17 protein-coding genes and 1 riboswitch are annotated in these 12,217 nt (G+C 47.9%); of the genes, 6 read left to right on the forward strand and 11 right to left on the reverse strand.

Going from position 1 to position 12,217, the window contains the following annotated elements:
• Positions 1-151: 151 nt before the first annotated feature.
• The 3 genes from glcT to AC3IRK_RS12075 form a co-directional block, all read right to left on the reverse strand.
• Positions 152-1,009: a glucose PTS transporter transcription antiterminator GlcT gene (glcT, locus tag AC3IRK_RS12065; protein WP_012371178.1), complete on the reverse strand. Its 858-nt coding sequence runs from the start codon at positions 1,007-1,009 to the stop codon at positions 152-154.
• A gap of 101 nt (positions 1,010-1,110) precedes the next feature.
• Positions 1,111-1,428, reverse strand: a complete 318-nt coding sequence (locus AC3IRK_RS12070; RefSeq protein ID WP_131502137.1) for a YuiB family protein — start codon at positions 1,426-1,428, stop codon at positions 1,111-1,113.
• An 81-nt stretch (positions 1,429-1,509) separates the two neighbouring features.
• Complete coding sequence (locus AC3IRK_RS12075; RefSeq protein WP_131502138.1) at positions 1,510-2,721, reverse strand: NAD(P)/FAD-dependent oxidoreductase; 1,212 nt, start codon at positions 2,719-2,721, stop codon at positions 1,510-1,512.
• A 241-nt stretch (positions 2,722-2,962) separates the two neighbouring features.
• Here AC3IRK_RS12075 and AC3IRK_RS12080 point away from each other — a divergent pair, with 241 nt between their 5' ends.
• A complete protein-coding gene (locus AC3IRK_RS12080) occupies positions 2,963-3,958 on the forward strand; it encodes an NAD(P)/FAD-dependent oxidoreductase (protein ID WP_131972356.1) in 996 nt (331 codons plus the stop codon).
• A 62-nt stretch (positions 3,959-4,020) separates the two neighbouring features.
• Here the strand turns inward: AC3IRK_RS12080 and AC3IRK_RS12085 are convergent, their stop codons facing one another.
• From AC3IRK_RS12085 to AC3IRK_RS12100, 4 genes are all read right to left on the reverse strand, one after another.
• Positions 4,021-4,524, reverse strand: coding sequence for a GNAT family N-acetyltransferase (locus AC3IRK_RS12085; RefSeq protein ID WP_207904750.1), 504 nt, complete (start codon positions 4,522-4,524; stop codon positions 4,021-4,023).
• 11 nt (positions 4,525-4,535) lie between these two features.
• Positions 4,536-5,039: a GNAT family N-acetyltransferase gene (locus tag AC3IRK_RS12090; RefSeq protein WP_489170004.1), complete on the reverse strand. Its 504-nt coding sequence runs from the start codon at positions 5,037-5,039 to the stop codon at positions 4,536-4,538.
• Entirely contained in the window at positions 5,036-5,902 is an 867-nt protein-coding gene (locus tag AC3IRK_RS12095; protein ID WP_489170005.1) for an NAD-dependent epimerase/dehydratase family protein, read from the reverse strand. Before AC3IRK_RS12095 ends, AC3IRK_RS12090 begins: the two co-directional genes overlap by 4 nt.
• 132 nt (positions 5,903-6,034) lie before the next feature.
• A complete protein-coding gene (locus AC3IRK_RS12100) occupies positions 6,035-6,385 on the reverse strand; it encodes a HesB/IscA family protein (RefSeq protein WP_012371185.1) in 351 nt (116 codons plus the stop codon).
• A gap of 117 nt (positions 6,386-6,502) precedes the next feature.
• A riboswitch (FMN riboswitch) is annotated at positions 6,503-6,643 on the forward strand.
• A gap of 155 nt (positions 6,644-6,798) precedes the next feature.
• Here AC3IRK_RS12100 and AC3IRK_RS12105 point away from each other — a divergent pair.
• Complete coding sequence (locus AC3IRK_RS12105) at positions 6,799-7,365, forward strand: ECF transporter S component (RefSeq protein WP_131502143.1); 567 nt, start codon at positions 6,799-6,801, stop codon at positions 7,363-7,365.
• Positions 7,366-7,428: 63 nt separating this feature from the next.
• Here AC3IRK_RS12105 and AC3IRK_RS12110 read toward each other — a convergent pair whose 3' ends face one another.
• Positions 7,429-7,662, reverse strand: coding sequence for a YuzB family protein (locus AC3IRK_RS12110; RefSeq protein ID WP_012371187.1), 234 nt, complete (start codon positions 7,660-7,662; stop codon positions 7,429-7,431).
• A gap of 92 nt (positions 7,663-7,754) precedes the next feature.
• Here AC3IRK_RS12110 and AC3IRK_RS12115 point away from each other — a divergent pair, with 92 nt between their 5' ends.
• On the forward strand, positions 7,755-8,807 hold the full coding sequence (locus tag AC3IRK_RS12115; RefSeq protein WP_489170006.1) for an NAD(P)/FAD-dependent oxidoreductase: 1,053 nt from the start codon (positions 7,755-7,757) through the stop codon (positions 8,805-8,807).
• Between the two features lie 15 nt (positions 8,808-8,822).
• Here AC3IRK_RS12115 and AC3IRK_RS12120 read toward each other — a convergent pair whose 3' ends face one another.
• On the reverse strand, positions 8,823-9,128 hold the full coding sequence (locus AC3IRK_RS12120; RefSeq protein ID WP_131502145.1) for a DUF1462 family protein: 306 nt from the start codon (positions 9,126-9,128) through the stop codon (positions 8,823-8,825).
• 111 nt (positions 9,129-9,239) lie between these two features.
• Here AC3IRK_RS12120 and AC3IRK_RS12125 point away from each other — a divergent pair, with 111 nt between their 5' ends.
• Complete coding sequence (locus AC3IRK_RS12125) at positions 9,240-9,467, forward strand: NifU family protein (protein WP_012371190.1); 228 nt, start codon at positions 9,240-9,242, stop codon at positions 9,465-9,467.
• A gap of 44 nt (positions 9,468-9,511) precedes the next feature.
• Here the strand turns inward: AC3IRK_RS12125 and AC3IRK_RS12130 are convergent, their stop codons facing one another.
• Together AC3IRK_RS12130 and AC3IRK_RS12135 are read right to left on the reverse strand one after the other, a co-directional pair.
• Positions 9,512-10,276: a TIGR01457 family HAD-type hydrolase gene (locus AC3IRK_RS12130; protein ID WP_131502146.1), complete on the reverse strand. Its 765-nt coding sequence runs from the start codon at positions 10,274-10,276 to the stop codon at positions 9,512-9,514.
• Between the two features lie 6 nt (positions 10,277-10,282).
• Positions 10,283-10,726, reverse strand: coding sequence for a DUF86 domain-containing protein (locus AC3IRK_RS12135; RefSeq protein ID WP_131972352.1), 444 nt, complete (start codon positions 10,724-10,726; stop codon positions 10,283-10,285).
• Positions 10,727-10,880: 154 nt separating this feature from the next.
• Here AC3IRK_RS12135 and glpX point away from each other — a divergent pair, with 154 nt between their 5' ends.
• Positions 10,881-11,861, forward strand: coding sequence for a class II fructose-bisphosphatase (gene glpX / locus AC3IRK_RS12140; protein WP_188004629.1), 981 nt, complete (start codon positions 10,881-10,883; stop codon positions 11,859-11,861).
• A gap of 36 nt (positions 11,862-11,897) precedes the next feature.
• Positions 11,898-12,173 (forward strand): DUF3055 domain-containing protein, encoded by a 276-nt coding sequence (locus tag AC3IRK_RS12145; RefSeq protein ID WP_131502149.1) that lies wholly within the window; start codon positions 11,898-11,900, stop codon positions 12,171-12,173.
• The last annotated feature ends 44 nt before the right edge of the window (positions 12,174-12,217 follow it).

Consider the following 12,217-nt stretch of genomic DNA (forward strand, 5'->3'; position numbering starts at 1 on the left):
AGACATCTGACCGATTTTTACAGAAAAAAATCAGGCACAAGCGGATTGTAGACAAAATACACTTATCCCGTAAAAATAGAAACGGAAATAAATCATCTTGCCCGACATCCCACTCATGCCTGATCGTATCAGTAACACGTAGTCCGTGCGGTCATTTACCTAAATCGTACTGCACTAAGCGTTGCAGATGCATCGTAAGATACGTCGCTTCGCCGCGCGGTACCGCTTTCTTCAACTGACGTTCCATGATGGACATCAGCTCCCAAGCAGTATCATAGCACAGCGGATATTCTTCGCGCAATAGCTTTTCTACTTTTTCTGGCGCCTCTAGGTACTCCCCATTGGAAACCCTTTCAATCGCCGATCGTAAGTGCCGGATTAAACGCTTGTAATCCAGTGATTTCCGGTCGATTTTAATCTGTAACCGTTGTTCGATATGACTCGCAATTAATCCAACCAATTGATGGTGCCGGTTGACTTCGAGTACATCTTTGAAGTTCGTCGCCGAATGAATATGAAGGGCAATAAATCCGGTTTCAGCCGGCGGTAAATAAAAATTCATCTCGGCGCTGATGAATTCAACGATTTCTTCAGCTAAAGCATACTCTTCCGGATACAAGGCTTCGGTTTCAGCAAGAAACGGATTCGTCACTTCCATCCCTTGTTCAAGTCGCTTGAATGTAAACGTCAAGTGATCCGTCAAACCGATGTGAATATGTTCATCCACCCGTTTTCCGAATCGCGTTTCAATCATTGAAACGATTTCATTCATCAAGGCGATGAAGTTTTCATCCAAATGTCCGACAAGTGCTTTATACTGCGCCTGTTCGTCTTTATCCTTTAACGTATACACTTTTTCTAATTTATCAAGATCCGTTAGTTGATCGCCTGGCTTCCGACCGAAGCCAATCCCTTTTGCGAGGATAATGACTTCCTGGTTGGCACCAGTCGAACAAATGACGACATTATTATTCAAGACTTTGATAACGTGGTACATTTGTTTATCCATTCGCTCTCAACCCTATCTGCTCTTACACATTTTTTAAAAGACACTGTTTTCATTATAACGTGTTTTCACATACTAAAAAAGCCTACTCACTCAAGTAGACTTTAAAACATTTGGTAACCGCTCTTACGCAGGAAGCGAATCGACATCCCGGCGATGATGATTCCGGCAAGACCGGCTACGAACATCGTGATGTCTGCCGTCTGCAGACCCATGATACGTTCCCCGAGTTTCGGAATCGCTTCACGCGCACTCGTGAAATAATCCAGTGTCGACTGGTTATCAATCATCATGATGATGATGATCGGATACAGGACAAGCATGATCCACGTACTGCGTAATAACATGTTTAAGATAAAACCGATACTAAAGAACATGACGAGATAAAGAACGCTCCCGATCACGGCTTGAATGATATGCATAATGTTCCCCCTTTAAATCTCTTTTAGTATAACCGACAAAAAAGGCAAATGCACGAGTGTACATTTGCCTAAAACGTGAACTTAGAATTTACCTTTTTTGATGGCAAGACCAATCTTTTTAAGCTCAAGGAAATGTTTGTTGTCGATGACTTTTTTCATGAATGATGCATTACGGCCGTAAATCTTCTTACCGAAGACCATTCCGATTCCATCTTTATGACCAAGTGAAGCGACAGTTCCTTTGTTTTCATATGTGAATGTCGATGTTTGACGTCCACCGATGAGTGCTGCAATGTTTTCAGCCACTTTGTGTGCCTGTTGTGTCGCGATTTGTGCTGTCGGCGGGTACGGACGGTTTGAAGCCGGATCCATAACAGCTGAACAGTCACCAATCATGAAGACATTTTCATGTCCAGGAACACGGAGATCTTCTGCAACGACTACACGGTTACGCATCGCTTCGAAACCAGATGCTGCAACAACAGGGTTTCCGCTGACGCCACCTGTCCAGATGATTGTGTTCGCTTCGATTGTTTCTGTCGTATCACCTTGAAGTGGTCCGAATGTCACGCTACCCGGTCCACATTCCTTGATGCCGTTACCGAGTTTAAACTCGATGCCTTGGCGCTCAAGCCATTTGTGTGCGTAGTTAACGAGATCGGCATCAAATCCAGGAAGGACTGTTGGAGCCGCTTCGATATTGACGACACGAACAAGTTCGCGTGGGATGTCATACTGTTTGCACAGTTCAGGGATCCGGTTGACGAGCTCACCCATGAACTCGATTCCTGTAAACCCGGCACCACCGACGACGATCGTCAAGAGTGAACGGTTTGTTGAACCCGTCGTTTTGTACTCTGCGAATGAGTAGTCGATGTGTTCTTTGATTTTCCGGACACTGTTCAATGAACTGATTGTTAGAGCATTCTCTTTCAACCCTTTGATGCCGAATGTTTCAGGAACTCCACCGAGTGCCACGACGACATAATCGTAAGGGACTGTCCCGCCATCCACAAGCTTCACTGTATTGTTTGCTGTATCGACTTTTTCGACGATTCCTTTAACAAGCTTAACGCGTGAAGGATTGATGACATCATTGATATAGATACGTGCTTGTTCAGCAGACATCGTACCTGCTGCTGGTTCGTGTAACCACGTTGTTTGGTAATGATAATCGTGTTTGTTGATTAATGTAATGTTCGCTTGGTCGACGCCAAGTTTTTTCTGAAGGTTGACTGCTGTGATCAATCCACCGTAGCCGGCTCCGAGAATAACAATATTTGGTGTGTTCATGTTCTAATACCCCTTACGCATAATAGTTTTGTTGTGATTTTCTTCACATTCAATTGCAGATAAATGCTCAAAAACTTTGTTCAAATAATGTTCACACGTCTATACGTTTATTGAACCATTTTCTATCATAGATTGCAAAGGGAAATTATGCAAACCCAAAAAAATGTGAGATGTCCCGTACTTGCAACATGGAACCCCTCTTCCTATATAATAGAGGTATCCAACTTTAGGAGGGACTCAGATGCACCAACCATATGATGTAACGATTATCGGCGGCGGTCCGGTCGGACTGTTCACCGCGTTTTACTCAGGCATGCGTCAAATGAAGACGAAAGTCATCGAAAGTCTGCCGCAACTCGGCGGACAACTTGCGACGCTCTATCCTGAAAAATATATATACGATATTGCCGGCTTCCCGAAAGTCAAAGCTCAGGACTTAGTCGACCGCCTGCTTGAACAAGCAAATGAATTCGATCCGACTTACGTTCTCGGCGAAACCGTCCTTGCTTATGAACGACTTGATGACGGACTGATCCGTCTCGTCACGAACAAAGGTGAACACTATACGAGAACCGTCATTCTGACAGCCGGAAACGGTTCGTTTGCTGCCCGCCCGCTCGGTGTCGCCGATGCCGAACGGTTCGAAGAAAGCAACTTACACTATTTCGTCAACGAGATGGACCGCTTTAAGGACCGTCAAGTCGTCTTGCTCGGCGGCGGCGATTCTGCCGTCGACTGGTCACTGATGCTTGAGCCGATTGCAAAATCAGTTACCCTCGTCCACCGACGTGATAAGTTCCGTGCCCATGAACATACGGTCGAATTGTTGCATAACTCGTCCGTCAATGTCATGACACCGTATACACTCGAATCGGTTACCGGTGAAGACAGCATCGAAACGTTGACATTCAAACACGCCGAGACGGATGAAGTCATCGTCGTCGGTGCCGATGATGTCGTCTGCAACTTCGGTTTCGTCTCATCACTCGGTCCGCTCAAGGAGTGGGAAGTCGAATTCGAACGGAACTCGATCCGTGTCAACTCGAAGATGGAAACAGCGATTCCCGGTGTTTTCGCCTGCGGCGATATCGCGACCTATGACGGTCGTGTCAAATTGATCGCGACCGGTTTCGGTGAAGCGCCGATTGCCGTCAACCAAGCGAAGTTGCTTGTCGATCCATCGGCACGTCATCCGCAGCACTCGACAAGTCTGTTTGAAAAAGTTAAAAATCATTAAGGTATAACCAACAACAGCGCCACCTCGATTTCAGGATCGAAGGGACGCTGTTTTTTTTTGACTCAACTGTCGGATGATGATTCAAATAGAATCCGATACGTATACTCGACCAGTTGTTTCCCGCCCCGCGCGATTGATTGTTCGGAAACGAGTCGTCCGCCGAAACGTTCGTAAAAGTGACGGGACGGGTTATCTGCCAGCACACTTACAATACAGGACGGGAAGCCTTTCCGTCCGAGATCTTCCAACACGTGATCAAACAACCGTTTACCGGTTCCTTGCCCCTGATGGCTTTTCAAAAGATAGAGCGCGTACAGTTCTCCTTCCGTCGCATCATTTTCCCTGTTTGATCCACCGTTCGCAAAACCGACGATTTCGTTTGTCTGATCAAGCGCGACGAAAACCGGACCTTCGGCAAGGCTTTTCCGCCAACCCGGTTCCCGCTTCTCCGCAGATAACTGATCGAGATACGGATCCGGCATGATCATCCGGTACGTTTCCCGCCAGGATACGACATGAATCCGGGCAATCGCAGCAGCGTCTTCAAGCACCGCTGCACGAATCAAAACAGGCATCCTCATAACGGAATGATGAAGCGACGTGTCTTTCGTCCATTGCGAACAGTCGGGTCGATTTCCTGACCACCGTTCGCTACGATGACACGGCACGATGCGACATTGTCGACACCACACGTCAGCAATACTTGATCGAGTCCCTGCTGTCGTGCTTCCTCGAGTGCGAGCCGAAGCCCTGTCGTCGCATATCCTTTCTTGCGCTCGGACGGTCGGATGCCGTATCCGATATGCCCGCCGTACAACTTCAAATTCTCCGTCAAGTCATGTCGGAAGTTCAACGCACCGACAATCCGTTGTCCGTCGACCATCCAGTACGTTGAATGCGTAACACGTCCCGGGCTCACTTTCGATTCCTCCGCTTCTTGTTCAGAGAAATAGGCTGCGAGCGGTTCATACGTATCTCCGACAACTTCCGGTACGATTGTTTCTCCCGATTTTCGCCAGTCTTCTAAAAAGGCACGGTATTCTTTTTCCCATGCGACCGTTGGTTTCATTAATTTCATCATTTGTGGTTACGGACCTCCTCTTCAATCAGTCGATCGAGCCAGTCGTCGACATGTTGGAAGATATAACCGGCCTTCTTGGCTGCTGTCGTGTCCATATAGAAGTCATGTGCCGGTGCAAGCGGTGACGGCTCTTCGCCTGTCGTCTCAAAACGCGATGTCGTTCCTGCCACGTGATCAATTTTATCCATCAAATCTTGAATCGACAACACGCCGTCACTCGCGGCATTTATCGGTCCGGTCATTGTCGAACGGCCGCACCATTCAAGGAAAGCTGCCGCTTCATAACTTGAGATGTACCCCACCTTCGCATACAAGTTTTCAGCAACGATCGGCTGATCGGCCAAAGCGCGTTTGACATGAAAGACAAGCCGTTCCGTGTAATCATCCGGTCCGAGGACAACCGGGAAACGGACGGCAATGACGGGGAAAGTCGCCCGTTGGAAGAAATAACTTTCCGCCTGACGCTTTCCTTCGCCGTAATCATGTTCTTTTTCGAGGTCGTATTTCCCGGGAAACGGATTATAGGACCGTTCGGAAACATTTGTCCCGCCCTGCTCATAGACCGACATCGTCGACGTCAGAATGTAACGACCGACTTTCCCCTCGAATGCATCAACAGCAAGCTTCGCCTGATACGGATTAAAGCAGATATTGTCATAGATGATATCCCAGTTTTGACTTCCAAGATCCTTCATTGTACTGCTTGATGTCCGGTCCCCTTTAAAAAATGTCAAGCCCTTCGCGACAGGCGGCGTATGTTCCCCACGCGTGACAATCGTAACATCATCCCCCGATTCCGTGAGCCGTAATGCCAACCGTCGACCAAAGTAGCGTGTTCCACCGAAAATCAGTACCTTTCGCATCGATAGTCCTCCCTCGTCATAGCGTGCTAACGTTCTTGTTAATTCTTCTCCACGTGCCTTAAAAAGTCCTGTCGCTTTGCGCTGAAAACAAAAAAAACGCAGACGGCATCGTCTGCGATAAAAGTTTTTTGATTAGCAACCACCGGGTGTCCCGGCATTTGTAGCCGTCCGGAACGACGTCCCGCAACCGCATGTCGCGATCGCATTCGGATTCGTAATCGTGAATCCGCCGCCGAGCATCGATTGTTTATAGTCTACTTCCAGTCCCTTGACGACCGGATAATCTTTTTGATCAACGATGACTTTAACCCCGTGTTGCTCAAAAGTTAAGTCCGTTTCTTTTTCACTGTCAAAGCCCATGCCGTAGGAGAGACCACTGCATCCGCCACCTTGAACGAGCATGCGCAGATTTTGTTCATCGTCCGGCGCCTGCAACATCATCTCTTTGACTTGGAGTGCGGCCGCTTCTGTTAAATGAATCATGTCATCACCTTCCCTTTTTTATTAGTATACGCAATTTTAAGGGGAATCGAAACCTAGTTGCTTGAAACAATCTTGAATTCGTTGTATAAAGGAGTTGTATCAAAAAAAATTAAATCGTTCCATCTTCAGGGCAGGGTGAAATTCCCGACCGGCGGTAAACAGGCGATTCGTCTGAAGCCCGCGAGCGAATAGGGCGCTATTTGCTGATTCTGTGTGACTCAGGAGCCGACAGTATAGTCTGGATGGGAGAAGATGGCGGCATGTTTCTTTCTTGAACCGGTTTTTGCAAAAATCGGTCAGGCTTAGTTTACTGCGGACTTCTCCCCTATCGAACACTTCGATGGGGGTTTATTTTGGACGCAGACATGCCAATACTTCATCGAGAGGAACGAGCAAAAGGAGATTATACTCGTATGAAACGCACACAAAAAATGGTCACATTATCCATGTTAGGTTCAATTTCGTTTGTTCTTATGCTACTGAATTTCCCGCTTCCTTTTTTACCGAACTACTTGAAGATCGACTTCAGTGACGTTCCTGCTTTGATTGCTGCCATCATGTTCTCACCGGTAGCCGGCGTCATCGTCGAAGCACTCAAAAACGTCCTGTACTACATCTTCCGCGGAAGTGGTGTTCCGGTCGGTGAACTTGCCAACTTCGCAGCTGGCGTTGCTTTCATTCTTCCGGTCAGTTGGTTCTACCATAAAAAGAAATCTACAAAAGGTCTTGCAACCGGTCTTGTCGCTGGTACAATCACGATGGCACTCGGTCTTGCAATCCTCAACTATATCTTGATTCTTCCAGCGTACGCTTGGTTCTTCGGTATGGACTACATGCTTGACCCTGCCGTCAAGTGGACGACGATCACGGCTGGTATTCTGCCGTTTAACATCATCAAGGCGATGTTCATCTCAGCACTCTTCATTCCGCTGTTCCTGAAACTGAAGCCATGGATGACGCGCCGTCAACAAACTGTCTAAGTCCGAAGCTGCGCCCGCTGACAGACACGAATCCCCGGTCTCATCTGAGACACGGGGATTTTTTTAAAGTTCATTCTCTTCGATTTTCTGATAAATCTTTTCAAGCAGTTCTTCCGGCGTCTCGCCGACAACGGTTTCCCCGTCAACCAGACAGAAATGATCGAGGGAGCAGATGCCGCAATAACCAAGACAACCATATTCGACAACATCGACATTCGGGTCCCGTTCGAGTTGTTGCATGACAACCTGGGTCCCTGTCGCTAAGTTACTGATACAAAATTCAATAATCGGATTCACTTTTTTTCCTCCTTCAGGCAGGAATTATCTTTCCTCATGTCGTATTATACAAGGTCAGACTGATTTAGGGGAACTAAGGGGGATTTTAAGTTATGAAGCAACTGGTTGTTTTAGGTGGCGGATATGGCGGTATGCGGATCTGTGAACGATTCAAGGATGAGGACGTGGCTGTGACGCTCGTCGATCGTTTACCATATCACGCGTTAAAAACAGAATACTATGCACTTGCTGCCGGAACATTATCGGACCGGGATGTCCGGATTGCGTTTCCGGAAGGAGAACATCTCTCATATAAGTATGGACATGTCGTCAAGATTTCACCCGAGACGAACTCCGTCCATCTGCAAGACGGTACGGAACTTTTTTATGATGATTTAGTCATCGCGTTAGGGTGTGAAGATAAATACCATAACATACCGGGCGCACAAGAGTTTACGTACAGCATCCAGACACTTGAAGAGTCGCGCAAAACACAACAAGCGATTTGCGGACTTTCTCCCGGTGCGGTTGTCTCAATCGTCGGAGCCGGTCTATCCGGAGTCGAACTTGCCAGTGAACTGCACGAAAGCCGGAAAGATTTAAAAATCCGCTTATTTGACCGCGGACCGTCTGTCTTGTCGTTCCTTTCGGATAAGGTCTCGACCTACGTCCAGGAGTGGTTCGAGGAGCATGATGTCGAGGTCATCAATAACTCCAACGTCACATTCGTCACGGCAGATGATGTTCAAAACGGTGATGATGCCTATCCATCGAATTTGACGATTTGGACGGCCGGGACACAACCGGTCAAAGTCGTCCGTGATCTCGGTTTTGAAGCCGACAGCGGCGGACGGATCAAGCTGACGGAACACCACCATGTGCCGGAACATGAAAATGTGTTTGTCATCGGGGATTGCGCCAGCCTGCCGTACGCACCAAGCGGTCAGCTCGCCGAACATCAAGCCGATCAAGTCGTCGATGTCCTGCAGGCGAAATGGGCTGGAAAGAAGTTACCGAAACTGCCGGAGATCAAGTTACGTGGGATGCTCGGGTCACTCGGAAAATCAGATGGTTTCGGAATCGTCATGGGGAAACAAGCCTTGACAGGAAAAGTTCCGCGTCTTCTGAAGTCCGGTGTCCTTTGGAAACACAAAAAGATTAAATAAGAAAAACGGCGCCGGTCATTTCGGCGCCGTTTTTTCGATTCTTTGATCAATCGCTTGGGTGATTTTCTTCAGTTGAACGTATCCTTCATCAACCATTTCACCATCGAGCAGGACGAGCGGATAAAAATAGACATCGTCCTTTAAGGCTGTCACCCACTCATCTTCAAACGGTTCATCTTCAAAATCGACGTATTCAAATGTTAATGTCGTCCCGTATTTTCGTCCGAGAACGGCTTGCAGCCAGCTGTACGTCTCTTCGGAACTCGGTGCTCCGACACAGCTCGGACAAGTCTTCGCAGCCCCGTATACCTTGATTTCCATCCCATATCCCCCTTTTCTTTCTACACTTCTTTTTCAGTATACAAGTTTTCCAGATTGAGAACATTTTTCAACCCTGTTACAATGATTCTATAAGAAAGGATGTGTTTACGCATGGAAATGTTTGATCAAGTAAACGAAGTACTCGAAAAATTGCGTCCGTTCCTTCTTCGTGACGGAGGAGACGTTGAACTCGTAGATGTAGAAGATGGTATCGTCAAACTCCGTTTGATGGGTGCTTGCGGCAGCTGCCCAAGTTCAACAATCACACTGAAGGCTGGTATCGAACGTGCCCTGCTTGAAGAAGTAGCCGGCGTCGTTGAAGTCGAACAAGTTTTCTAATCAGTAAAATCCCCACTGACATCCGTCAATGGGGATTTTTTTGTTTAGAGAATCCATTCCGCCAGCGTATCGACCATATAGGTCGGTTGCGCGTCTTGTCCTTGAATGAAGACCGGTGTATGGACGCCGGAATTGACATGCATCGTCCGGATGCCACCATTGATGCCGAACAAGATGTCCGTATGGTAGTTGTCCCCGACCATGATGAGGTCTTCTTTCGCAAGTCCAATCATTTCTGCTGCGATATTGACCATGACCGGTTCCGGTTTCCCGATATAAAACGGTTCTTTTTCTGTCGTCACGCGTAAAACGGATGTTAATGCGCCGTTCCCCGGTAAGAATCCGCGTTCTGTCGGAATCGCGATATCTCCGTTCGTCGAGATAAAACGGGCTCCGCTCCGAATCGCGAGGGCTCCGACCGCTAACTTCTCATACGTAATCTGACGGTCAAGACCGATGACGACATAGTCGGCATGCTGGTCTGCGACGACCTGTAAGCCTTGACGCTCAAGAGCATCAATCAGCCCGCCTTCTCCGATTGCATAGACCTTCGCACCCGGATCGAGTTCTGCGATGTAGCGACCTGTCGCCATCGCACTTGTTAAGACGTGTTCCGCGTTCGAGTGGACACCCATGCCGCGTAATTTTTCCGCGACCGCTTCTGCCGTCATCGAAGCATTGTTCGTGACGAACAGATACGGTACGCCTTCTTCCTGCAACCGGTTCACGAAATCGACTGCTTCTTTGACCGGTTCTGTCCCGTTATACATCGTACCGTCTAAATCAAATAAATATCCTTGTGCTTTCATCCTGGCTCACTCCTCATTTGGTAAAAATGCAGAGACGGGTCCGAGTTCTGTCTCTAAATAATGTCGGACGGCGTCCGGAAAACGACGCAATTGCGTTTCTTCCTCAAAAAGAACAGTCCGGATCTCTGCCGTACTCGATGTCGTAAATTCACGGACGATTCGTGTCCGCAATGCAACGATCCGTTTTAAGCTCGTCGCAAGTGACGCATCGATGACCCGTTCATCTTCTAAAATCATGACGATATCTTCATAACTTCCCGGATCACGCATGATGAAACCATCAATCATACTGTTCCCGATATCGATGATACTTTCAATCACTAAAAACCCGATCCGTTCCCACGCAAGTGAAACTGTCAAAGCATCCCCCGTTAACTCTTTGCTTTGACGCAATGCCGTTTCAAAACAAACAACGGTTTGTTCAATCTTTTCACGATTTACAAAATACACCTTACATTCCCCCTCACATCCTTCATTTTAGCTCTATCGGCGAAACATGAAAAGCAGAAAGGCTGTTTGCATCACATTGTCCAATGTGTTATCCTCAATTTAGATTTTTACGAAAATAGTATGTCACATTAAGTGACTTGGAGGTTATTCATAGATGGAACGCGAATTAGCACTAGAAATCGTCCGAGCAACAGAAGCAGCTGCACTGGCATCCGCCAAATGGATTGGCCGGGGGAAAAAGAACGAAGCCGATGATGCGGCAACAACGGCCATGCGCGAAGTCTTAAACACAGTCAACATGGCAGGAACGGTCGTCATCGGTGAAGGAGAACTCGACGAAGCACCGATGTTATTCATCGGCGAAAAAGTCGGGACGTCAAACGGACCAATCGTCGATATCGCAGTCGATCCACTCGAAGGGACGAACATCGTTGCCAAAGGTCTCGGTAATGCGATGGTCGTCATCGCGGTCGCCGATCAAGGTGCCTTGTTACACGCACCGGATATGTATATGGATAAACTGACCGTCGGACCGAACTTAAAAGGCCATGTCTCACTTGACGATCCGCTTGAATTCATCATTCAAAAAGCAGCGGAATTGAATCATAAACGGATTGAAGACGTCACCGTCATCATGCAGGACCGTCCACGCCATGACCACTTCCGGGAAGCCGCGATGCGTGTCGGTGCCCGTGTCCGTCTGTTTGAAGACGGCGATGTGTCAGCAGGAATCGCTCCGCTTTCGCCATCGACAGGAATCGATATCTTCATCGGAACCGGTGGGGCACCGGAAGGCGTCATCACGGCAGCGGCCGTCAAGGCGATGGGGGGCGACATGCAGGCCCGTCTGCACCCGATGAATGAGGAAGAAACGGCACGTGTCATCCGGATGGGTCTTGCCGATCCGCTGCAATTGTTGACACTCGATGACCTGATTAAAAGTGACGACTGCATCTTTGCTGCAACCGGCGTCACAACCGGCGAAATGCTCGACGGAGTCCGTTTCTTGACCGATGATATCGTTGAGACGACATCACTCGTCATGCGCTCAAAAACACGGACAATCCGGAAAGTCATCGCAGAACACAGCCTTTCACGTAAACCGTACTTGCAAAAGGTTCCCCAAACCCTTTAATCTAAGCAGAGATGAAGGAAATGAGGGAACTGACAGATGATGCAAGAACGTGATTTTTTATATGATGACGTCGAACAGACGAAAACCCGATTCGTTTGCTGGATCGGAGAGACGAGCCGGTTTGATTTAGCGATCACCCATTCCGAACATTTTTTCGGAAAGATTTTAGTGTTGAATCTCTTATCGAACCGGTTTGCCATCATCGGTACGGATGACTTTGATGAACCCGGCTATATCGCTCATGCCTTTGATTTAGAGGATGAAGCGGCGGATGAACTTGAAGGATACTTACGCGACTATATCGGTCTGTAAGCAAAAGAACAGCCAATTCCCGAGGGAGTTGGCTGTTTTTTACT

This window comes from Exiguobacterium sp. GL_137, assembly GCF_057834585.1.

Bases quoted from the DNA above. Each gene is read 5' to 3' on its own strand.
- glcT (WP_012371178.1), bottom strand. From the start codon at position 1,009: ATGGATAAACAAATGTACCACGTTATCAAAGTCTTGAATAATAATGTC.
- AC3IRK_RS12070 (WP_131502137.1), bottom strand. From the start codon at position 1,428: ATGCATATCATTCAAGCCGTGATCGGGAGCGTTCTTTATCTCGTCATG.
- AC3IRK_RS12075 (WP_131502138.1), bottom strand. From the start codon at position 2,721: ATGAACACACCAAATATTGTTATTCTCGGAGCCGGCTACGGTGGATTG.
- AC3IRK_RS12080 (WP_131972356.1), top strand. From the start codon at position 2,963: ATGCACCAACCATATGATGTAACGATTATCGGCGGCGGTCCGGTCGGA.
- AC3IRK_RS12090 (WP_489170004.1), bottom strand. From the start codon at position 5,039: ATGATGAAATTAATGAAACCAACGGTCGCATGGGAAAAAGAATACCGT.
- AC3IRK_RS12095 (WP_489170005.1), bottom strand. From the start codon at position 5,902: ATGCGAAAGGTACTGATTTTCGGTGGAACACGCTACTTTGGTCGACGG.
- AC3IRK_RS12100 (WP_012371185.1), bottom strand. From the start codon at position 6,385: ATGATTCATTTAACAGAAGCGGCCGCACTCCAAGTCAAAGAGATGATG.
- AC3IRK_RS12105 (WP_131502143.1), top strand. From the start codon at position 6,799: ATGAAACGCACACAAAAAATGGTCACATTATCCATGTTAGGTTCAATT.
- AC3IRK_RS12115 (WP_489170006.1), top strand. From the start codon at position 7,755: ATGAAGCAACTGGTTGTTTTAGGTGGCGGATATGGCGGTATGCGGATC.
- AC3IRK_RS12120 (WP_131502145.1), bottom strand. From the start codon at position 9,128: ATGGAAATCAAGGTATACGGGGCTGCGAAGACTTGTCCGAGCTGTGTC.
- AC3IRK_RS12125 (WP_012371190.1), top strand. From the start codon at position 9,240: ATGGAAATGTTTGATCAAGTAAACGAAGTACTCGAAAAATTGCGTCCG.
- AC3IRK_RS12130 (WP_131502146.1), bottom strand. From the start codon at position 10,276: ATGAAAGCACAAGGATATTTATTTGATTTAGACGGTACGATGTATAAC.
- glpX (WP_188004629.1), top strand. From the start codon at position 10,881: ATGGAACGCGAATTAGCACTAGAAATCGTCCGAGCAACAGAAGCAGCT.
- AC3IRK_RS12145 (WP_131502149.1), top strand. From the start codon at position 11,898: ATGATGCAAGAACGTGATTTTTTATATGATGACGTCGAACAGACGAAA.